This window comes from Robiginitomaculum antarcticum DSM 21748, from assembly GCF_000365025.1.
Taxonomy (GTDB): domain Bacteria; phylum Pseudomonadota; class Alphaproteobacteria; order Caulobacterales; family Maricaulaceae; genus Robiginitomaculum; species Robiginitomaculum antarcticum.
The window spans coordinates 223,501-243,958 of sequence record NZ_KB823012.1 but is presented as its reverse complement, the minus strand read 5'-3'; the positions used below and the strand labels follow the sequence as shown (position 1 = coordinate 243,958).

General features: G+C 54.0%; 18 protein-coding genes. 10 read left to right on the top strand and 8 right to left on the bottom strand.

Going from position 1 to position 20,458, the window contains the following annotated elements; genetic code table 11:
* Positions 1-5: 5 nt before the first annotated feature.
* Both H142_RS0108035 and H142_RS0108030 read right to left on the bottom strand, forming a co-directional pair.
* On the bottom strand, positions 6-1,097 hold the full coding sequence (locus tag H142_RS0108035) for a substrate-binding domain-containing protein (protein ID WP_017931606.1): 1,092 nt from the start codon (positions 1,095-1,097) through the stop codon (positions 6-8).
* A gap of 36 nt (positions 1,098-1,133) precedes the next feature.
* Positions 1,134-2,315 carry an OprO/OprP family phosphate-selective porin gene (locus tag H142_RS0108030; RefSeq protein WP_017931605.1) on the bottom strand — a complete coding sequence of 394 codons (1,182 nt, stop codon included), beginning with the start codon at positions 2,313-2,315 and terminating at the stop codon, positions 1,134-1,136.
* Between the two features lie 278 nt (positions 2,316-2,593).
* Between H142_RS0108030 and H142_RS0108025 the strand changes: the two genes are divergently transcribed.
* Positions 2,594-2,737, top strand: a complete 144-nt coding sequence (locus H142_RS0108025; RefSeq protein ID WP_233341644.1) for a hypothetical protein — start codon at positions 2,594-2,596, stop codon at positions 2,735-2,737.
* Here the strand turns inward: H142_RS0108025 and H142_RS0108020 are convergent.
* Positions 2,734-3,834 carry an NAD(P)/FAD-dependent oxidoreductase gene (locus tag H142_RS0108020; RefSeq protein ID WP_017931603.1) on the bottom strand — a complete coding sequence of 367 codons (1,101 nt, stop codon included), beginning with the start codon at positions 3,832-3,834 and terminating at the stop codon, positions 2,734-2,736. The two genes, H142_RS0108025 and H142_RS0108020, sit on opposite strands and share 4 nt — an antisense overlap.
* Before the next feature lie 95 nt (positions 3,835-3,929).
* Between H142_RS0108020 and H142_RS0108015 the strand changes: the two genes are divergently transcribed.
* On the top strand, positions 3,930-5,687 hold the full coding sequence (locus H142_RS0108015; RefSeq protein WP_169331827.1) for a carboxylesterase/lipase family protein: 1,758 nt from the start codon (positions 3,930-3,932) through the stop codon (positions 5,685-5,687).
* Here H142_RS0108015 and H142_RS0108010 read toward each other — a convergent pair.
* From H142_RS0108010 to H142_RS14925, 3 genes are read right to left on the bottom strand one after another with little or no spacing between them, the layout of a single operon-like run.
* Positions 5,641-6,582: a carbon-nitrogen hydrolase family protein gene (locus H142_RS0108010; RefSeq protein WP_017931601.1), complete on the bottom strand. Its 942-nt coding sequence runs from the start codon at positions 6,580-6,582 to the stop codon at positions 5,641-5,643. The genes H142_RS0108015 and H142_RS0108010 overlap by 47 nt on opposite strands.
* 39 nt (positions 6,583-6,621) lie before the next feature.
* Complete coding sequence (gene purT / locus H142_RS0108005; protein WP_017931600.1) at positions 6,622-7,845, bottom strand: formate-dependent phosphoribosylglycinamide formyltransferase; 1,224 nt, start codon at positions 7,843-7,845, stop codon at positions 6,622-6,624.
* The gene (locus H142_RS14925) at positions 7,842-8,138 is read right to left on the bottom strand and encodes a DUF6958 family protein (protein WP_017931599.1); all 297 of its coding nucleotides are present in this window, start codon (positions 8,136-8,138) and stop codon (positions 7,842-7,844) included. The genes purT and H142_RS14925 overlap by 4 nt, the downstream gene beginning before the upstream one ends.
* A gap of 132 nt (positions 8,139-8,270) precedes the next feature.
* On the opposite strand from H142_RS14925, the gene tldD reads away from it, so the two are divergent.
* The 3 genes from tldD (at position 8,271) to H142_RS0107985 (ending at position 11,389) form a co-directional block, all read left to right on the top strand.
* A complete protein-coding gene (gene tldD / locus H142_RS0107995; RefSeq protein WP_017931598.1) occupies positions 8,271-9,689 on the top strand; it encodes a metalloprotease TldD in 1,419 nt (472 codons plus the stop codon).
* Between the two features lie 104 nt (positions 9,690-9,793).
* Positions 9,794-10,654 (top strand): DUF805 domain-containing protein, encoded by an 861-nt coding sequence (locus H142_RS0107990; protein WP_026147891.1) that lies wholly within the window; start codon positions 9,794-9,796, stop codon positions 10,652-10,654.
* Between the two features lie 54 nt (positions 10,655-10,708).
* The gene (locus H142_RS0107985; RefSeq protein ID WP_017931596.1) at positions 10,709-11,389 is read left to right on the top strand and encodes a DUF937 domain-containing protein; all 681 of its coding nucleotides are present in this window, start codon (positions 10,709-10,711) and stop codon (positions 11,387-11,389) included.
* 78 nt (positions 11,390-11,467) lie between these two features.
* Here the strand turns inward: H142_RS0107985 and H142_RS0107980 are convergent, their stop codons facing one another.
* Positions 11,468-13,105 carry a peptide MFS transporter gene (locus H142_RS0107980; RefSeq protein ID WP_017931595.1) on the bottom strand — a complete coding sequence of 546 codons (1,638 nt, stop codon included), beginning with the start codon at positions 13,103-13,105 and terminating at the stop codon, positions 11,468-11,470.
* A 269-nt stretch (positions 13,106-13,374) separates the two neighbouring features.
* On the opposite strand from H142_RS0107980, the gene H142_RS0107975 reads away from it, so the two are divergent.
* Positions 13,375-15,465, top strand: a complete 2,091-nt coding sequence (locus tag H142_RS0107975) for a TonB-dependent receptor (protein WP_017931594.1) — start codon at positions 13,375-13,377, stop codon at positions 15,463-15,465.
* A gap of 9 nt (positions 15,466-15,474) precedes the next feature.
* On the opposite strand, the gene H142_RS0107970 is transcribed toward H142_RS0107975, so the two are convergent.
* Positions 15,475-16,842 carry a glutamate--cysteine ligase gene (locus tag H142_RS0107970; RefSeq protein ID WP_017931593.1) on the bottom strand — a complete coding sequence of 456 codons (1,368 nt, stop codon included), beginning with the start codon at positions 16,840-16,842 and terminating at the stop codon, positions 15,475-15,477.
* Positions 16,843-17,062: 220 nt separating this feature from the next.
* Between H142_RS0107970 and sdhC the strand changes: the two genes are divergently transcribed.
* The 4 genes from sdhC to H142_RS0107945 all read left to right on the top strand — a co-directional run bounded on the left by sdhC (position 17,063) and on the right by H142_RS0107945 (position 20,375).
* Positions 17,063-17,467: a succinate dehydrogenase, cytochrome b556 subunit gene (gene sdhC / locus H142_RS0107965; RefSeq protein ID WP_017931592.1), complete on the top strand. Its 405-nt coding sequence runs from the start codon at positions 17,063-17,065 to the stop codon at positions 17,465-17,467.
* Positions 17,467-17,850 carry a succinate dehydrogenase, hydrophobic membrane anchor protein gene (gene sdhD / locus H142_RS0107960; protein ID WP_017931591.1) on the top strand — a complete coding sequence of 128 codons (384 nt, stop codon included), beginning with the start codon at positions 17,467-17,469 and terminating at the stop codon, positions 17,848-17,850. The genes sdhC and sdhD overlap by 1 nt, the downstream gene beginning before the upstream one ends.
* A 1-nt stretch (position 17,851) precedes the next feature.
* Complete coding sequence (gene sdhA / locus H142_RS0107955; RefSeq protein WP_017931590.1) at positions 17,852-19,651, top strand: succinate dehydrogenase flavoprotein subunit; 1,800 nt, start codon at positions 17,852-17,854, stop codon at positions 19,649-19,651.
* Between the two features lie 202 nt (positions 19,652-19,853).
* Entirely contained in the window at positions 19,854-20,375 is a 522-nt protein-coding gene (locus tag H142_RS0107945) for a hypothetical protein (RefSeq protein WP_017931588.1), read from the top strand.
* Positions 20,376-20,458: the final 83 nt, after the last annotated feature.

Here is a 20,458-nt window from a genome sequence, read left to right as displayed (position 1 = left end):
CAAATCTATTGAGAATAAGGAGTCATATTTTCAACAGCCGCGCGGTATTTGACGCGCTGCGCATCGGGCAGCGGGACAAGTCCGATTTCTTCAAGATAGCCGCCCGGACCCCATGTGCCTTCGTCGGTAAATTCGAGGGCGAAATCTTTAATGACTGACTTCTGCGCAACATGGGATTTTTTAATATAGAAAAATAAAGAGCGGGAAATTGGGTAGGCCCCGGAGGCAATATTTTCAAATGTCGGCTCTGCGCCATCCACAAATGCACCGCGGATTTTATCGCCATTTTGATCCAGGAAAGAATAGCCAAATATGCCAATAGCCGTGGGTGTATTGACCAATGTCTGGACGATCGCATTATCATTTTCACCGGAGTCGATCCAATAGCCGTCTTCGCGAAGCGTATGGGCTATATTTTTAAACATCTTGCCGTCACTGTTTTTCATTTCGGCCAGACAGGCAACTTGCTTTGCGCCGCCTTCCATTGCGACTTCGACAAAGGCGTCACGTGTGCCGGATGTAGGCGGGGGGCCGAAAGCTTCGATCTTTGTTTTCGGCATTGTCGGATCAATATCTGACCACAATGTATAGGGGTTAGCCTGCATCGTGCAGTCCGTATCACTTACCGGAACGTCTTTGGCGAAGGCCATGTAGATTTGTTTTAGCGTCAGCGGCATAGCCTCAGTAGAGCGCGAATTAGCAATGACGATCCCGTCATATCCGATTTTAACTTCAACAACGCCGCCAACTCCATTGGCTTTGCATTTTTTAAGTTCGCTGCTTTTCTGGCGACGCGAGGAGTTGGTAATATCCGGCGTGCTCATATCATTGCCATCACAGAATAATTTATGACCGCCGCCCGATCCGGTGGATTCAACCACAACATTTTGGCCGGTTTTGTTTTTATATTCCTGCGCAACTTTGGTCGAAAAGGGATAGACTGTGGACGAGCCAACAATCCGGATTTCGGTTTGTTCAGACGGCGCCGTTGCCTTGACGGCAGATGTTTCGGCTCTTGTTTCGGCAGGCTTATCGCCGCCGCATGCTGTTAGCATCACTGTGCTGCTGAGCAGGGCTATCATAAGGGAATGTTTCATAGGTCTCTCCATCGTGGATCGCAGATTGCTCTGCCTTTAAAAATCAAATTGAAGGCGCATGTTCACGCCGCTCACATCTTCGCCGGTGACATTATTGGCCACGAGCGCTGCGAAGGCCGGGTCAAGGCCGGATGTGCTTGTGCCCAAAGTGGCACTATTGGTGAAATAGTTGATGCCTAGACGCGTATATTTGGTCGCATACCAATCCGCGCCGAGGATGACGGCCTCTATATCGCCGCCGTTAACGCTATTATCAGACAGATCGAGCGTGTCGTAGCGGGCCATAATGGCAATCGCGCCCATGCCCCCATCGGTGACAGGGGTGTCGACTTTCGGGCGGTTAAATTTACCGCCTTTATAGGTCCGGCGTCCGCCGAAGATATAACCGGCTTCGATATAACCGCCGCCAAATGACGGATCATCGGTGCAGCTTGTGCACTGCGCCGTCAGTACGCCATATTCACCGGCGGCCCACCCATTGCCCATTATCCCGGCCGCCTCAGCGCCCAGAAAATTGTCACGGTCGGCAACGCGGCCTGTGCTGATAATCCGGCCCGGAATGTGCGAGCTTGTGCGCTGGCGATAGCGTAAATCGCTCTGGTCATCACCGGCCTCGCGGTAACGCCAGGACGCGCCCAGATGGACGACGTCATTGCCTGAAACATAAGGGGTATAGGTAAAGCGTGCTGCCGCAGCTTTGCCTTCATCTGTTGCCCCAACCGTTAAATTGTCACCGAAGACCCCGGCAGAAAATGTGTATGTCTCGCCACTGCCATTGACGGACACACCGACGCGGCGGTTAAATTCAAAGGCGTCGGTAAAGGCGCTACGCTCGAGCGCCGAGATGAAGCGCGAACTGGTTTGTTCGTCGAGCGAGTTGGCCGTTTTAAATTGGCCCGCTTTGATATTCCATTTTCCGCCTGTCGGAGCCCATTGTAAATAAGCGTCTTCGACATTGATGTCTTGAGATGAATTTGTATTAAACTCGACCTTATATTTGACGGTGTCACCGATATTTCCCGACACGCCAAGACGGGCGCGACGCAGTTCGCTCGCGCTCCAGTCCATATTAGCATTGTCCGCGTCGACAATCGAATAATCGATCATGACCCGCCCGCTAACTTTATGAGTGATCTCTTGAGCATATGCAGACTGTGCAAAAGCCATTGGCAATGCAGCAGATAATAGCGTCACGCCCTTCAAATATAATCTTGTCATACCCTAACCCCTAAACTTCATGACCTGTGTGATAATGCGGGCATAAGCTCGCATTCACGAGCCATATGGATAGGTTCTGTGAACCTTTTGTGACAGCCCTGCCGTATTCACAGCGCGATCTGTGGATAGTTGGACATTACAATGTCTTATTTTGACTTGACGGCGGCGCTCGACTTACCCATTTGCCGCTCATGCACGGCGGCCCTGACATAGCGATTTCCATCGGGATTTTAATCTTTTGTATGCTTGGCGCAGCCTTGTCCTTCTGGCGCGGAAGTATGACACGCGATAAATTGGAGCCGCGCATGGTGCCGTGGATGTTTATCGCCTTTGGATTTGTCGCAACCGCATTTGTGCTCCTAATCCACGTCGTCAATTTAATGGGATTTCAAACAGGCAATGGCGGTTTCGGGCGCCGCTAGGCCGCCGCGCCGTTTATAATATCTACTATCCGGTCAGCCGCGCCCGCAGATAAGGTCCAGCCCATATGACCATGACCTGTATTAACGAATAAGCCGTCACGCAAACAGGCGATGACAGGGCCTTGATCGCTCATTGGACGCAGCGCCGTCCAGTCACTCTTTGGCGCATTATCCAGCGGCAGACCGGGGCAGCGCTGTCGCAGATAAGCCTCCAATGCGTCATAGATAACATGTCTATCCAAATGGTGGGGGCTATTCATAGGCTCAGGGTCGGCCCCGCCGCTGACGCGCAAATGTGTTCCCATCGGCGCAATCGCCATATGGGCTGCGTCATCCATAACCGGCATGACCGGGAAATCAGGCTCATGGCCGGGCAATTCGAATGTCCGCGAATATCCGCGCACGGCATGCTGCCCCGCAATATTGACCAGCGCGGCAGAGCCTGATCCCGCCGCAACGATAATGTTCTGCGCGGCAACTATTGCTCCGCTTTGCAGCATTATATCTTGGCCCTCAATATTGGCCGCACCATTTGCCGTCATCAGCTTGGCACCGCCCGCCGCCAAGCGCGCCGCGAGGTGACGGCAATATAGGCGCGCCGGCCCGCTATGGTCATTAGGGAATATATAGGCGCCAACAGCCCCGTCGGCGCTAATGTTTAAGCGCTTTTCAATTTGGGATGAGTCGATAAATTCTGTAGGCAGACCCAGCGCCATAAGAACCTGTAATTTAGCCTGATCGGTCTGTAATGTCGAAACGTCAGTGTAAATTTTGGCGCAGCCCTCACGGCGATGGCGCGGCGCAATGTCGAATTCATTGAACCGCGCGCGCAAAATCGCCGAAGAGCGCACAGCGAGTTGATAAATATCGCGCACAAGTGCTGGATCCGTCGCTGGCGCGTGAGAGTCTCGCCACGGCGTGGCCTGAGAGGGATGTATCATAGAGCCATTGGCCCAGCTGGCGCCAAACCCGCATTCGGGGCCGGCTTCAATCACACATATCGTGGATTTCGGATGTCGTAACTGCAGAGCATAGGCCGTGGATAGTCCGATAATTCCGCCGCCGATAATCGCGTATTGATATGCCTGCCGTGCCATGTGCGGCTCTTAATACTCACTATACAAAAATAACAGGGTTTTGTCTTGGCGTTGCGCGGCCGGCCCGCCTAAACTCAAAGAAAATGGGAGGGATTATGCGTAAATTATCAACTCTGGCTGTGCTGAGCGCGGGACTTTTTCTTGCGGCCTGCGGTGATAAATCCCTGCCGCCCACATCGGCCGTGCAGACGCCCCAAGGCGCCGTTATCGGGAAGTGGAATGCCAAGACGAATGTCGCCAATTTCATGGGTCTCCCCTTTGCGCAGCCGCCAGTCGGCGATTTACGCTGGACAACGCCAAGCCCCGCTCCGGACTTTGCGCAAACATTTAACGCCACGGAATTTGGTAATCGATGCATGCAGCCAAGGGGCAGCGAAGGCGGATTTATTGACAGCATTGTCGAAGGCCAGGGCTTTTCCACCGCTAAAGAATTTATTATCAAAAGCGCAATAGCCGCGATGCCGTCGGGCGATTATTCTGAAGACTGTCTCTATCTAAATGTGCGCACGCCGAATGTTTCGCAGGACGGCAATGTCGGCGACGCGCCATTGCCCGTTATGGTCTGGATACATGGCGGCGGTCACAGTTTTGGCTCCGGCGATACAGGGTTTTACCAAAGTGACGAACTGCCGCAAAAAGGCGTTGTTCTGGTCACGATTAATTACCGCCTTGGCGCTTTTGGCTATATGACCCATCCCGCCCTGTCCGCTGATGATGCGCGCGGCGTTTCGGGTAATTACGGCCTGATGGACCAAATTGCAGCGCTAAATTGGGTGAAAGATAATATCGCGGCCTATGGAGGTGACGCAGAGAACGTCACTATTTTTGGCGAGTCCGCTGGCGGCTGGTCTGTCACAGAGCTGATGAGCGCGCCGGCTGCCAAGGGGCTGTTTCACCGCGCCATCGGCCAGAGCGGCGCGTCGACCTATCATTTGGGCGATCTCACCGGAAATGCCAGCACTTGGCCCAGCGGACATGAGGGCGGCCTTAAAATCGCGCATGGCCTTGGCCTTGCTGATGACGTAACCGCCGCGCAATTACGGGCGCTGCCTGCGAGCGATTTCATGGATTTACTGTCTATGGACGCAATGATTGGCGAAGGCCTTCATCCGGTACGCGACGGCGAGGTCTTGCCGAAAAATGTCGGCATTGCTTTCCGTGATGCAGACTTCCACTCGGTACCCACTCTATTTGGATATAATGCCGATGAGGGGACTCTGTTTTTCCCTGATGATCCCCAGCCGACCGTCTGGCTGGATGATTTTCCGCGCGATGGCATAGCCGCTCAAGCGGCGGCGCTGACCCCTATTTTTGGCGCGGCTGCGACAGATACGATTTTATCGCAATATGGCTTGTCTGATCCGGCGGCTTTTATGGCTGCAGGGACGCAGCTCATGGGCGATGAAATTTTTGGTGTTAATGTGCGGTATGTGACGCGCCAAAACGCCAAGGCCGGATCGCCGTCTTATCTCTATGCTTTTACCCGCGTCCCGCCCAGCAAAACGCAGACATTGGGCGCCTATCACGGCGCAGAAATTCCCTTTATCCTCGGCACGCTGACCGCTGCATTTGATCCGACCAAAGAGGATTTAGCGCTCAAAGATATGATGCAGACTTACTGGGTAAATTTTGCGCGAACAGGAAACCCCAATGGTGAGGGTTTGATCGAATGGCCCGAGCATGACGGCGAAAACTGGATGATCTTTGGCGGCAATACGGGCGCGCCGCTGGCCGAGTCGCAGACCGGATATCGCAAGGTGAAAATCGACGCGCTGGAGACCGGCCTACTCTATCATCTTGATCTCATTAGTCCTCAAAGCGCGCCAGGCTCTGCCGCCGTCGGTCCACAATAAGACGTGTCACGTCCGGTCGGCTGTAATGGCCGGCCGCGTCAAAGTTTTGCCGCTCGCGGCGTACAAAGGCCGGGTCAAGTTCTGCATATTGAATACCCGTTTGATGGACGACAGGCGGCAGCACCCAGCTGCCATCCGGCGCGGCGATGCAGGATCCGCCATCGGCAGCGACATCGGGCATGGCGGCGCGGATCTCTGTCGCATAGGGCACAGTATCGCCGACGTCTTCGCGGCGCATGATCGTGCTGACTGAAACACAATAAGACCGGCCTTCTTTAGCCAGAACGGGCGTAATATCTTCGGTATTTCGGATTGAGCCGGGCCAGCACATGACGTGCAAATCTTCGCCTTGCGCATAAAGCGCGGCGCGCGTCAGCGGCATCCAGTTCTCCCAGCAGTTCAGTCCCCCGACGGTAAAACCGCCGAGTTTATGCGTGACCAATCCCGCCCCGTCGCCCGGTGACCAGACCAGCCGCTCTTCATAAGTCGGCTGCAATTTACGATGCACGCTTTTTATCTGTCCGCCTGCATTGATATAGACATAGCTGCAATACAGGCTGTGCCCGGAGCGGTCAGCGGCGCGCTCTATTACGCCCAGATAACAGGCCATGCCAGCCGCCTTGAGCGCAGCGCAGACGCCGTCTAAATGCCCGGCTTCAATGCTCACGGCTTGGTCAGAGTAATAGGCGAAAAGCTCTTTTTGTTTTGGCGAGTTAAACTGCGCCCCGCCTGTGAGATCGACCCAGAATGGGTAACCGGGCACAAGGCCTTCACCGAAGACAACAAGCTGCGCGCCTTCGCCCGCCGCCTCATTTATCGTGTCTATAACGCGCGTAATTGTCGCCGCCCGGTCTAGCCAGACCGGCGCGATTTGGGGCAGAGCAAGTTTTAACATAGCCGGACTTTCTTTCAATATTGGAGCCTTGCCCAAGGCCTAATCTAGGGACTTACCCGCTCCACACGCATCCAAAAAACGCACTTTCACCTTGCCCGCCGCGCGCAGGGCTTTCTCCCGCGCTATATCAATCGTCTCATCAGTGGCCAGCGCGACGCCGAGGCGCCGCACGCCGGATATCTCCGGTTTACCAAACAGGCGGATATCCACTCCGGCCTCGGACAAAGCGTCTGCAACGCCGTCAAAGGCGATGTCGCTACTATGCCCTTCCCCTAATATCACGGCGGATGCAGCGGGGCCGGTTTGGATAATCTGCGGGATCGGCAGACCCAAAATAGCGCGGGCATGGAGCTCAAACTCTGACAGATTTTGCGAGACTAATGTCACCAACCCTGTGTCATGCGGGCGCGGCGAAACTTCGGAGAAGATCACCACATCACCCTTGATAAACAGCTCAACACCAAACACCCCGTAACCGCCCAGCGCCGCTGTGATCTTTCCCGCCATATCCTGCGCGTTTTGTAGCGCTGCAGGGCTCATCGGATGGGGCTGCCAGCTTTCCTGATAGTCGCCGCCGTCCTGACGGTGTCCGATCGGTGCGCAAAATGACGTGCCGCCCGCATGACGCACGGTTAGCAGCGTAATTTCATAATCAAAATCAACGAAACCTTCGACAATGACGCGCGACGCGCCTGTGCGCCCGCCCGTTTGCGAATACGCCCAGACACGGGAAATATCAGCCTCTGTGAAGGCTGTGCTCTGCCCTTTGCCGGAACTGCTCATAACGGGCTTAACCACACACGGCAGGCCGATTTGCGCCATAGCTTCGCGCACTTCATCTTCAGTATCTGCAAAGCGGTAGGGCGACGTTCTTAGGCCCAGGTCTTCGGCCGCAAGACGGCGAATACCTTCGCGGTCCATAGTCAGTTGCGCAGCTTTAGCTGTTGGAATGACGGTATACCCTTCGCGCTCCAGTTCGGCCAGTGTGGCGGTTGCGATGGCTTCTATCTCCGGTACGATCAGGTCAGGCTGTTCAAGCTCGATAATAGCGCGAAGGGCTTTCCCGTCACGCATATCCACGACATGGGATCGGTGAGCGACCTGCATAGCGGGCGCGTCGGGATACCGGTCAAGCGCTATCGTTTCAACGCCAAGACGCTGCAGCGCAATGACGACCTCTTTGCCGAGCTCCCCCGCGCCGCAAAACAGCACTTTAGTCGCGCCCCGCCTTAGCGCGGTTCCTAAACGGACACCGCCGCTCATGCCCGCACCAGACGTTGCGGAGATTTCTGATCGACTTTTCTGATTTCCCCAACCACTTCCAACTCCAACTTGACGGCCATTGTACGCCACCCCACTGAGCCGAGCTTAGACAACACGTCTTCGCTCAATCTTGATGTCACGGACCGCGTCATAGCCTTAAATGTCAGACCGCCATCGCCCGCATCATCTATTGCGCAAAGCAAGGCCTCCCGCACAGCTTCAAATTTCCAAGTCGGAATATTGGTGACCCCGTCAGCATTGGGGGTCCGGCAGGCTGTTTTATAAATACTCATAATTCGGCCTCTCTGTTATTATGGGTTTGTAGCGGGCAAGCCGTAATTTGCAAATCACGCTGTGGCTATGGGTCACGATTATGCTGCGCGCGGCATCTTTACTTTGTCTCTGCCGCGTCCCACATCACCCTCATGACAGATTTTATATTTGAAGGCTGTGACCTTTCCGCGGCCCAGGCCCAATCCACTTTAGACGCAACATTGCGCGGCGCAGACGATGGCGAGCTGTTCATTGAACGCGGCGCGTCTGAATCTCTGACCTTTGATGATGGCCGGTTGAAAAATGCCAGTTTTGACAGCTCGCGCGGCTTTGGCCTGCGCTGCGTGGCGGGCGAGACCACCGGATTTGCCCAAAGTAGCGAAATGAGCGCCGGGGCCCTGACCCGCGCCAGCGCGGCGGCCAGTCTGGCCAAAGGCGGCCATGCAGCCGCACAAGCTGACGCCTCCCCTGCGCGCACGAACCGCGCGCTTTATCCGGATATAGACCCGATTGCCGATCCGGATTTCGCGGCCAAAGTCGCGCTCCTCCAGGAGATTGATGCCTATTGCCGGGCCGCAGACCCCAGCGTTGTGCAGGTTTCCGCTACGATGTCAGGCTCGCGCCGCGCCATCGCCATTTTGCGCGCTGGCGGGGAGCGCTATGATGATATCCGCCCGCTCGTACGCCTGAATATCTCTGTCACCTGCGAGGATAAAGGCCGCCGCGAAAATGGCTATGCCGGACATGGCGGCCGCGCTGAATACGGGCAATTTATTGCGCCGGCACAATGGAAAACCCTGGCCAATGAGGCCATTCGTCAAGCCAAAGTCAATCTGACGGCGCAGCCTGCGCCTGCCGGACAATTCGATGTCGTGCTTGGCCCCGGCTGGCCGGGCGTCTTACTGCACGAAGCCATCGGGCATGGCCTTGAAGGTGATTTTAACCGTAAAGGCCTGTCGGCTTTTGCCGGAAAAATGGGCGAGCGCGTCGCCGCCCCGGGCGTCACAATTGTCGATGACGGCACTGTGCCCAATGCGCGCGGATCGCTATCTATTGATGATGAAGGCACTCCGACATCGCGCACCGTCCTGATCGAAGACGGTATTCTGGTGGGATATATGCAAGACCGCATGAATGGCCGTCTAATGGGCGGGAAAAGCACTGGCAATGGACGGCGCGAAAGCTTTGCCCATGCGCCGCTGCCGCGTATGACCAACACGCAAATGCTGTCCGGTCATGATGACCCAGGCGAGATCCTCGACGGGCTTAAAGACGGTATTTACGCGACCAATTTTGGGGGCGGACAAGTCGATATTACCAATGGTAAATTCGTCTTTCAGTGTACTGAAGCTTACCGCGTCAAGAACGGTAAAATCCTGCATCCCGTCAAAGGCGCGACCCTCATCGGCGACGGCCCAACTGTGCTGACACAAGTCAAACGGATCGGTAATGACAGCCAGCTTGATCCTGGGATTGGCGTCTGCGGCAAGGCTGGCCAAGGCCTGCCCGTCGGCGTCGGGCAGCCGACACTTTATATTGAAGCCCTGACGGTGGGCGGCAGCGCGGTTTAGTCCCTAATATTGCCAATAGCCTATTCATTCTCCATATTAAACTTATGGGTGAAAAGCTAAGCCGGGGATCACAGCGACGTGCGAGGCGCGCAGAGCGCAAAGCTGTGCGTCGTCGTCAAAGCGAATATTGGCTTTGGGCGGTTATATTTATAATATTACTGTTTGGCTTTGATCTGATTTTCGGGCGCATACTCAATATCTATCTTCACACTCAATCCGCCTGTTCAGAAATGGCCGCCGGTCTGCTAACAGATTTCAATGGCATCAGCCTGCAGGATTGGGGATATAGCTTTGCGATAAGTCTATTTATGTTGTGGGCCGGAATTGGCATTATTTATGTCGACATCCTTAAAACCGGCAAATTTTTCTGGCGCATGAGCGCGCATATGATTGGCTTTTTTGCTATATTTTGTTTTATCAGCGCGATGAAATTATTGTCACCCGGCGGCGGAGCTGCGCCCGATGGATCGCTAAATGTGGCAGATTATGCCGCAATATCTGACGATATTTCAGGCCAGATTACCCGCTATGAGAATATGGAAGCGGCCCGCCATCCTGCTGCGACTTATGTCTGGAAGCTTAGAGGCGATGTGACACAAAATGATATCGAATATTATAACGGGGCTTCGCAATGTGTCTGGCGCACTGAAAAGATCGTTACCACCGCGACTGGCCCTATTACTCAAGCCGAATTTCAAGTTATCGCGACAGACCGCGCTCCGCACGATATAGCGCTGCAACGGGATCAATACCCCGGCGCAAAATCCATGTTATGGACATGGATATGGACGGAACGTCTGGGCTATTCACGGCTTCAATCCTCCCAACATTATCGCCCCATGACGCCGGAAGAACTCATCCGCTTTGATGAAAAGCAGCGCTGTATTGAAAACGCGCATAAGACCGCGCAGTCCATAGGGACATGCGACTGGGTTCGTTTACACCTTAATTCGGATCCTCCCTAGCCGCGCACAGAATGGCCGCCTACAAACACATTAAACCAAAATGGAGATGCCAAAATGGCCGGAATGAATTTATTAGATATGATTATGAGCGCGCAAAATGGCGGCGCGGTTGAGCAGGCGGGCGCCAAAGTCGGGCTAAACCCGCAGCAGGCGCAAAGCGCCCTCATGGCGCTGCTTCCCGCTATCAGCTCAGGTCTTAAAAATAATGCCCGCACGCCGGACGGATTGAGCGGTCTGTTGGGCGCGCTGGGCAGTGGCGATCACGAAAAATATATTGAAAACCCGCAGGTTCTGACCAGCGCTGAGACTGAAAATGACGGCAATGCTATTCTTGGCCATTTATTCGGCTCCAAAGACGTCAGCCGCGCCGTTGCCGCCAATGCCGCGCAGAAGACCGGACTTGGCGTGGACATCCTCAAGAAAATGCTACCCCTTGTGGCCGCAATGGCGATGGGCAGCCTGTCCAAACAGACGCGCGGCGGCACGATGAAAAGCGCTTTGGCCGGTCTGGCCATGCAGCAGCTCATGGGCGCGGGCACAGCGCCGCAAGGCGGAACCGGCTTGGGCAGCCTGCTCGGCGCTATGACGGGCGCGCCCCAGCGGCGCCAGCGCCGCGCCGCGCAAACCCATCAGCAAGGCATGGGCATCCTCGGTAATTTGCTGGACGCCGATGGCGACGGCAGTTCAATGGACGATGTGCTGGCTATAGCGATGAAAGGCTTTATGGGCCGCTAACCCTCACCTCTATTTATATGATCCAAAGAAAAAGCCCGCTCAATTGAGCGGGCTTTTTTATGTGTGATGTGATGAGGTTTAGTCAGACTTCATCTCATCTTCAGTGTGAATACCGGCGGCCATGGGCTCACCAATTTGAGACTGACCGGCCAGATCATCATCAACAGTATCGTCCTGCAATGTATCCAAATGCATGAACTTCGTGATGACAGGCGAAGCGACCGCCATAAGCAGCCCAACGCCGATCGCGATCCAACCAACTTTAGAATAGACTGAAAGAACTTGGCTCTCCCCATCAGCGCCGGCAGACGCTGTGGCTTGCGCGATCAGTGCTGCAACAGAGTTGCCTGCGCCAGAGGCTAGGAACCATGCTCCCATCATCAAGCCGACCATCTGAACAGGCGCCAAGCGAGTCATCGCCGACAGTCCCACTGGCGACATACACAGCTCGCCGGTTGTATGAAGGAGATAGATCAGAAAGATAAAGATGACCGGTGTTAAGTTCGCACCCGCAGTATTTGCACCCCATACCAATACTAAGAAACCTAAGCCAAGCTGAATAACAGCAAAGCCAAATTTCAAAGGTGCGGACGGATCAAGACCGCGTTTTCCCAGGAACACCCAGAGCGCGGCCAAAACCGGCCCTAATAGGATAATATAAATCGCATTTATCGACTGAAAAATTGATGCGTCAACTTCAGAGCCCCAAATGTTCCGATCAACGGCGCGGTCTGTATAGAGGTTAAGGGACGAGCCAGCTTGCTCAAAAAGACCCCAGAACAGAACATTCACAGAGATGAGAAACAGAGCAACAAAGATGCGGTCACGGGCATGCGGCTCCAAATGACGCACTGAACGATAAACGATGTACCCATAAACGCCGATCATAGAGAAGAGTAGTAACCAGTTGACGACGACTTGACTGCGAACAAGGCCCCAAATCACGAAAACTGAAAGCACTGTGGAGATATAAATCATCCACTCGCGCGATATCCCCATAAAGACTTTCTCTTTCAAACGCGCCATACTTGGCGGCGCGCCGGCTCCTTTTAGAGCTGGTTTGAAGAGAACAAATACAACCAGTCCGGCAAGCATACCTATGCCAGCGAGACCAAAGCCATATTTCCAACCATAATTTTCGCCCAAATAACCTGCCCATAGCGCCCCCAGTGCGGCGCCCAGATTGATGCCGACGTAGAAAAGTGTGAAAGCCGAATCACGACGGGCATCGGTTCGTCTGTATAGTGCCCCTACAATTGTTGAAATATTGGCTTTCAAAAATCCGACACCAGCGACGATTAGTGCTAGCGAGAAATAGAATATATTCAATACGCTACCGTCAGGCGTTTCTCCTGGTAAAACAGGGTCGCCTTCTACAGCCATGCCTAAATGGCCCAAAACAAGTAAAACACCGCCAATAATAACGGCTCTTCGCGCGCCGAGATATTTGTCAGCAAGCATCCCGCCAATTACGGGGGTCATATAAACAATAGTCACATATGCACCGTAAAGTCCGTATGCGACCGTGTCCGAGAACAGGAAATGCTTAGTCAAATATAGAACAAGAAGCGCGCGCATCCCGTAATATGAAAATCTCTCCCACATTTCCGCAAAGAAAAGAACGTAAAGTCCTTTTTCATGATTTCGCATTTGGAACATAACGACGAGCAAGCCCGCCAGACATATTCCATTCAAGAACCAAAAAAACGTTCCCATTAAAACCCCCTAAGTTACCCCGAGCGCGTTACGCGCCGATAATTAATTTGGCCCGTTGTGCCTGTGCTTTAAGCGCGGTTCAAGTTGTTTTTAAATTGCGTTCCTAATGGCGTGCCTAAACTTGGCAAAATAGCCCCATATATAAGCTATGTTAAAGAAATAATTGCTTTTACCGATTAGGCTGTGCAGAGCAATCGAATCAGGATGTCGATAAGCAGGTCTTTCGTAGCTGTCACATAGGCAGAGCGCCATGGGGTTGGAATTAATCAATGCGTGCAACAATAAGATTGGCCGCGTCGCTTGTGGTGTTGAGCGGCTTGGCTTTAACTTTGCCTAAGGCTTACGGGCAGGCGCAAATTCCGCCGGACTTACCAGCGTCTACTGACGCGTCCGCTCGCGTCTATACTCCAGCTTATTTTAACGCCTACGTGCCCCTAAATGCGCTTGATATGGTGGCGCGCGTCCCGGGCTTTGAGATTAGCGGCGGCAATAATAATGGCCGCGGTCTGGGACAAGGCGGCGCAAATGTTCTTATTAACGGCAAGCGACTCTCAGGAAAATCCGTTGGACCGCACACCGCATTGCGACGTATTCCGGCTGACTCTGTTGTCTCAATTACCATTCGCGAAGGCGCGGATTTAGGCATTCCGGGTTTGACCGGGGACGTGGCCGATATACGGGTCAATACGACCGGGTTGTCGGGCAATTGGCGCTGGCGTCCGCGCTTTCGCCAAGACGCGCAGCCGCGCTGGCTGCGCGGCAATGCAACTGTGTCGGGAAAATGGCGCGATATCGATTATACGCTCACCGTTGAAGACAATTCTGATAATTCCACCGGATTTGGTCCCGAGCGTGTCCGCGATGCCGATGGCGTTATTTACGAGACTGCCGAGGAAAAAGGTGGCCGCGAAGTTCAGGCTCCGAAAATCTCAGCCGCGCTGGTCTTTGCGCCGCGCGAAGGACACAGTGCAAACCTCTCAGCAGAATACCAGCAAGTGAATTTTCACTTTGTAGAAACATCCGACCGAACTGCACTAACGCCTCGCGGCAGCACATATACGTCTATTTTTCGCCGCGGCGAGGACGAATGGAACGCGGAAATTTCAGCAGATTATGCCTTTCCGCTCGGTATTGGAGATTTGAAACTCATCGGCGTGCAGCGCCTGGAGCATTCCCCCGTGGGAAATGAGATTGTCTATTTTGATGATCAGGGCTTTGCTCTGGGTGAACGGTTCAATCAGGTTGCAGATGAGGGAGAAAGCATAGGCCGCGCCGAATATAGCTGGGCGGGAACGCAGGCGGGGCAGGACTGGCAAATCAGCGCAGAAGGCGCCTATAATTTTCTCGATATTGAATCAGATTATTTCACCGCAGACCGCAGCGCTTTATTCACTGAAGAGGTGCTCGATGACCCCCTCGCTAAGGTTGAGGAAAACCGCGGTGAAATCACGCTGACGCATAACCGTACATTCGGTAAAAAACTGACAGTCCAGGCCTCCATCGGCGTAGAGTATTCCGAAATCACGCAATCCGGCGCAAATAATGTCTCGCGCAGTTTTGTCCGGCCCAAAGGCTTTATCAATACAGCTTATGCAGCGAGCGACACTCTGGATATTCGATATGAGCTTGGCCGGCGGGTGGGGCAGCTAAACTTTTTCGACTTTATTTCATCGGTCAGTCTGGAGACTGATATTGATCAAGCCGGAAATGCAAGACTTGTCCCGGTTCAATTTTGGAACCATGCGCTGGAATTTGAAAAAGATTTCGGCCAAGGCACCAATTTAAACCTTCGGCTCTTTTATGAAGACATCGAAGATATTGTCGACAACATCCCGATTGGTACAGACGGCGAAGGCGTTGGCAATATCGACACCGCCTCGGCATATGGAGCGATCCTGCGCGGCACGCTTAAAGGCGAGCGCTGGAACTTTGACGGTACGGAGCTGAATTTCACGCTTGTCGCGCAATCCAGCGAGCTACTGGATCCGCTTCTCACCTCGAAACGCCGCATTAACGGACGCGATAGCCGCAAGGCCGAAGTCAATTTCCGTCATGACATTCCTGACACGAATATCGCCTATGGTTTCGGTTTAAATTACCAGCGCAGCGTTCCGCGCCGTGGTATCTTTCAGATCGTCAATAATAGTTATGACGATCCGTTTTCAGCCGTTTTTATCGAGCACAAGGATGTGGCCGGTTTGAAGATCAGGGGTACATTTCGAAATCTGGGCGGGTTCACCGAACGTTTGCGCCGCGATGTATTCGATGGCCAGCGCAATGTCGGCAATCTGGACTATATAGAAGAGCGCGAGCGTTATTTTCGCAATGATTTTGAAGTTTCTATTTCAGGGACGTTTTAAACCCAAAGCTTAATAAATGCAGTCCTGGTAGGCGCGCGTAATATCGCCGTCCCATTTGCCTTTATAATCGGCAATCAAACGGTCGGCATTGGATTTGCCACTGCGCGCAAATTCGTCGAGCTCCTGCAAAAATACGGTTTCGCTTTCGCCATGTCCGTTCAGATGGGCCCGCGCGTTTAGACCGTGTCGTGAGATATCCAGCGCAGCCTTGGCCACATCTTGCAGAGTGCCGCCGCGATGGGGCGTTTGCAGGCCCATTTTAGGCACGTCGCGGCGCAGTTGTTCACGCTCTTCCTGCGTCCAGTCTTTGACCAAATCCCACGCTGCATCGAGCGCAGTTTCGTCGTAGAGCAAGCCTACCCAGAATGCAGGCAGCGCGCACAGCTCGTTCCACGGCCCGGTATCCGCACCGCGCATTTCTAAAAATTGCTTCAAGCGTACTTCAGGAAATATTGTCGACAGGTGATCCTCAAAGTCGCGCATAGTCGCGCGCTGCCCCGGCACAATATCAAGGTTTCCGTTCAGGAAATCTTTGAATGACTTACCGGAGGCATCCAGATATGTGCCGCCGCGATAAACAAAATACATCGGCACATTCAGCGCGTAATCGACATAGTGTTCAAAACCGAACCCTTCATCGAAAGCAAAGGGCAGCATGCCGGTGCGGTCTGCATCCGTGTCGAGCCAGATGCGGGAGCGGTAGGATTTATAACCATTCAATTTCCCATCCGTGAACGGGGAATTAGCAAACAGCGCCGTCGCGACCGGCTGCAGCGCCAGACTGACGCGCATTTTTTTGACCATGTCTGCTTCGGAGCCAAAATCCAGATTGGTTTGAACCGTACATGTCCGAAACATCATCTCCAGACCATGTGTGCCGACTTTGGGCATATAGGATTTCATAATATTATAGCGCCCCTTGGGCATCATCGGTACGTCTTCGAGTTTTGTATCGGGGCGGAATCCAAGCGATAGGAATCCCGCGCCGATTTCACCGGCGACATCGCGCACTTCGCGTAAATGGCGGGAAACTTCGCGGCACGTCTCATGCACGGTTTTCAGCGGCGCACCCGACAGCTCAAATTGACCGCCTGGCTCGAGGCTGACGGAGGCTCCATTGCGTTTCAGAGCAATGAGATAGCCTTTTTCTAAAATCGGCTCCCAGTCAAAACGCTGTAGCCCTTCGAGCATTTTTCGTATCGATGTCGAGCCTTCATAGGGCAGCGGCTTAAGCGTTTTGGTATTAAATCCGATCTTCTCGTGCTCAGTGCCAATGCGCCAGTTCTCGCGCGGCTTATTTCCCGCAGCGAGATGCTCAATCATTTGCGATTTATCAGTAATTTCGGGAGACTTTGTCTCTGACGGCACAGCGCTCATATCGACCTGTTGTTCTCATTGCGTATTAGGCGATTGGCTTTACCCGTCCCGTAGCGCACGGGCAAGGCCAAAGCCAAAGCTGCATGACACGCTATCGTGAATATTTAAACGCCAATACGCGATGGCCCGCCATATGTCGCACGTCCAAAACCCAGCATTACACGTTGACTATAGAGCGTGCCTCTTTACTTTGCGCGCAAAGATTTACGGAGAGAAAATTATGGGATCGAAATGGAATGATACGCGGCCTTTGTCGCCTCATTTGCAGGTCTGGCGCTGGCATCCGACCATGCTGTCCTCCATATTGCACCGCGCCACAGGTGTTGCGCTATATCTTGCGATCATTCTCTTATCGGTATTTCTCGCCGTATTGGCCGCAGGGCCCGAAGTGTTTATGAATTATTCCGCCATATTCTATTCCCCGCTCGGCGCGATTGGATTTTTCATCGTCATCGGCATTCTCAGCTTTCATATGCTCAACGGCATACGTCATTTGATCTGGGATAGTGGGCATCTGCTCAGCCCGCCTGTTGCCAATGCCATGTCCATAGCGATCATCGCGGCGGCCGCCGTGATCGCGGTCATCTTGACCTTTATACTCGTCTCATCTGTAGGAGGCGTATAATGTCCCAGGATTTCAGAACAGATATGAGCCGCGTTAAAGGCCATGGCAGCGCGCATAACGGCACGCATCATTTTATTGCCCACCGCGTCTCCGCAATTATCCTCGCCATCACCGTACCGTTTCTCGTCTGGGGCATTCTCTCCAGTGCGCCGGACGGATTTGACGGATTTTTAGATTATATCGAGACTACATTTGGCGCCCTGACATTGCTGCTGTTTGTAACAGCGGCATTTTTCCACGGCCGCAGCGGCCTGACCGAAGTCATTCTTGATTACACGTCAGGGGGCACGCGTATGGGATTGCTGCTCGCCGTGACACTTATATCCATCGGATTCTGGCTATTGGCCGTATTATCCATATTCCGTATTTGGCTGGGAGCCTAAGATGAGCGAAAATTCGCAACAAAAATGGACCGACCATACATTTGACGTCGTCGTTGTTGGCGCGGGCGGCTCCGGCCTGCGCGCAACACTGGGCGCTGCCCAAGCGGGCCTTAAGACCGCCTGCGTCACTAAAGTCTTTCCAACCCGGTCCCACACCGTGGCCGCGCAGGGCGGCATCGCCGCCAGCCTCGGCAATATGGGCCCCGATGAGTGGCAGTGGCATATGTATGACACGGTTAAAGGCTCTGATTGGCTCGGCGACCAGGACTCAATCGAATATCTCTGCCGCGAAGCGCCCAAAGCCGTTTACGAACTTGAGCATTGGGGCATGCCCTTTTCGCGTACCGAAGAGGGCAAAATTTATCAGCGTCCATTCGGGGGCATGATGCAAAATATGGGTCAAGGCCCGGAAGCGCAGCGCACATGCGCCGCCGCGGACCGAACCGGTCACGCCATGCTGCATACGCTTTACGGCCAGTCCCTGCGCTATGACGCCGAATTCTTTATCGAATATTTCGCGCTCGATCTGATCATAGAAGACGGCGAGTGCCGCGGCATTACGGCGTGGAAACTCGACGACGGAACACTGCACCGTTTCCGCGCGCAAAAAGTCATTCTCGCCACGGGCGGCTATGGCCGCGTCTTCTTTAGCGCGACTTCTGCTCATACTTGCACGGGCGACGGCAATGCTATGGTTTTGCGCGCAGGTCTGCCTGTGCAAGATATGGAGTTCATCCAGTTCCACCCGACCGGCATTTACGGCGCGGGCTGCCTGATTACCGAAGGCTCGCGCGGCGAAGGCGGCTATCTCACCAATTCCGAAGGCGAGCGCTTTATGGAGCGTTACGCCCCGTCCGCCAAAGACCTGGCCAGCCGCGATGTTGTCAGCCGCGCCATGACTTTGGAAATTCGCGAAGGCCGCGGCGTCGGGCCGGAGAAAGACCATATCTTTCTGCATCTGGATCACCTTGACCCGGCCGTTCTGGCTGAGCGCCTTCCGGGCATATCAGAGACCGCGCGCATTTTTGCCGGCGTTGACGTCACCAAAGAACCGATCCCGGTTCTTCCGACCTGCCATTACAATATGGGCGGCATCCAAACCAATTATCACGGCGAAGTCGTCACCAAAAAGGGCAAGAACCCGGATCACGTCGTCCCCGGCCTTATGGCTGTCGGCGAAGCGGCCTGCGTCTCCGTTCACGGCGCCAACCGTCTGGGCTCAAACAGCTTGATTGACCTGGTCGTCTTTGGCCGTGCGGCCGGCCTGCGCTGCGCCGAAACAGTTGTCGCCGGCGCGGATCAAAAGCCTCTGCCGGACACGGCTGGAGCGCAAAGCCTGACCCGACTGGAGCGCTTTCGCACTGCAACAGGCAGCAAGCCCACAGCCGAAATTCGCCTGCGCTTGCAAAAGACTATGCAGGCCCATTGCGCGGTCTTCCGCACCGAAGACAGCCTTAATGAAGGCGTCGAAAAAGTGCAGCAGGTCTATACTGAAATGAAAGACATCTCCGTCTCCGACCGCACCATGATCTGGAACACAGATTTGATGGAGGCGTTAGAACTGGACAATCTTGTCAGTCAGGCCGTCGTCACTATGACCAGCGCCGCCAACCGAAAAGAGAGCCGCGGCGCTCACGCGCATGAGGATTATCCGGACCGTAATGACGCAAAATGGATGAAGCATACGCTCGGCTATTTCGATACCGATACGGGCAAAGTTAAAATCGACTACCGCCCCGTCCATGACTACACCATGACGGACGGCATAGATTACATAAAGCCGAAAAAACGGGTGTATTAACGTCCAAACCGCGCGGAAACGCGAATGCGCGAGCGTTTAGCGCGCGAGCGTGTAGGTTTGGACGCATCTCTCGGCTGGAAAATTAATGAGCCGAAACGGCTCAAATATTTAAGTTAAAAATTTATACGCTGTATAGCCCCGAATGGTGCGGGGCTTTTCGTTTTGGGACGCTTGCGCTACAGTCATAATTAAGGGGACAACCATGACCATCAAATATACCGAATTTACACCGTGGCCGGAGCGCTCAACGGCAGACCCACGCCGCGCGACACAGGCGCAATTCATGCACGGCATGTGTGAAATTCTGGCTTCCGAAGGCCCGTTGCAGGCGCTGCCGCTGTTTCAGGCTTACGCCAAAGCGGCCGGACTGCTCAAAATCGCCTCAACGCCGCGCAAATTATTTGAACGCGCATTATTAGCCGGAGAAAAAAACGGGGAGGTCATTATCGAGCGCGAAGACGACCCGGAAACAAACGGCCTTGAGGACAGCGTATGTTGGGTCACGCGCCTGCCGACGCAACAGCGCGTCATTGTCCGCGACCTCGGCACGCGCGGCTTTGCCGACATCCCGATGAGCGAGCTTGAAGTTGTCATCGGACAGATCAAAGCCGCCAATAAGAAAATCCAGCGCGACGATATCTACCGCGCCGTCCTCGACCATTACGGCCTTTTGAAGGTCACAGCACTGGTGAAACGGCGCTTAAATAAGGTTTTGGAGGGCTAGGGTTAGGAATGAGTAACCTTATACAAATTATGCATTAAATGCATATTTATATATTATGCGTATAACGCATATTGACTCTTATG

What these genes read in the sequence shown, in the direction of transcription:
- H142_RS0107975 (WP_017931594.1), top strand. Translation starts at nt 13,375, where the DNA reads ATGCGTGCAACAATAAGATTGGCCGCGTCGCTTGTGGTGTTGAGCGGC.
- H142_RS0108020 (WP_017931603.1), bottom strand. Translation starts at nt 3,834, where the DNA reads ATGGCACGGCAGGCATATCAATACGCGATTATCGGCGGCGGAATTATC.
- H142_RS14925 (WP_017931599.1), bottom strand. Translation starts at nt 8,138, where the DNA reads ATGAGTATTTATAAAACAGCCTGCCGGACCCCCAATGCTGACGGGGTC.
- H142_RS0108030 (WP_017931605.1), bottom strand. Translation starts at nt 2,315, where the DNA reads ATGACAAGATTATATTTGAAGGGCGTGACGCTATTATCTGCTGCATTG.
- purT (WP_017931600.1), bottom strand. Translation starts at nt 7,845, where the DNA reads ATGAGCGGCGGTGTCCGTTTAGGAACCGCGCTAAGGCGGGGCGCGACT.
- H142_RS0108025 (WP_233341644.1), top strand. Translation starts at nt 2,594, where the DNA reads ATGACACGCGATAAATTGGAGCCGCGCATGGTGCCGTGGATGTTTATC.
- H142_RS0107970 (WP_017931593.1), bottom strand. Translation starts at nt 16,842, where the DNA reads ATGAGCGCTGTGCCGTCAGAGACAAAGTCTCCCGAAATTACTGATAAA.
- sdhC (WP_017931592.1), top strand. Translation starts at nt 17,063, where the DNA reads ATGGGATCGAAATGGAATGATACGCGGCCTTTGTCGCCTCATTTGCAG.
- sdhD (WP_017931591.1), top strand. Translation starts at nt 17,467, where the DNA reads ATGTCCCAGGATTTCAGAACAGATATGAGCCGCGTTAAAGGCCATGGC.
- H142_RS0107980 (WP_017931595.1), bottom strand. Translation starts at nt 13,105, where the DNA reads ATGGGAACGTTTTTTTGGTTCTTGAATGGAATATGTCTGGCGGGCTTG.
- H142_RS0108010 (WP_017931601.1), bottom strand. Translation starts at nt 6,582, where the DNA reads ATGTTAAAACTTGCTCTGCCCCAAATCGCGCCGGTCTGGCTAGACCGG.
- sdhA (WP_017931590.1), top strand. Translation starts at nt 17,852, where the DNA reads ATGAGCGAAAATTCGCAACAAAAATGGACCGACCATACATTTGACGTC.
- H142_RS0108015 (WP_169331827.1), top strand. Translation starts at nt 3,930, where the DNA reads ATGCGTAAATTATCAACTCTGGCTGTGCTGAGCGCGGGACTTTTTCTT.
- H142_RS0107985 (WP_017931596.1), top strand. Translation starts at nt 10,709, where the DNA reads ATGGCCGGAATGAATTTATTAGATATGATTATGAGCGCGCAAAATGGC.
- H142_RS0107945 (WP_017931588.1), top strand. Translation starts at nt 19,854, where the DNA reads ATGACCATCAAATATACCGAATTTACACCGTGGCCGGAGCGCTCAACG.
- tldD (WP_017931598.1), top strand. Translation starts at nt 8,271, where the DNA reads ATGACAGATTTTATATTTGAAGGCTGTGACCTTTCCGCGGCCCAGGCC.
- H142_RS0108035 (WP_017931606.1), bottom strand. Translation starts at nt 1,097, where the DNA reads ATGAAACATTCCCTTATGATAGCCCTGCTCAGCAGCACAGTGATGCTA.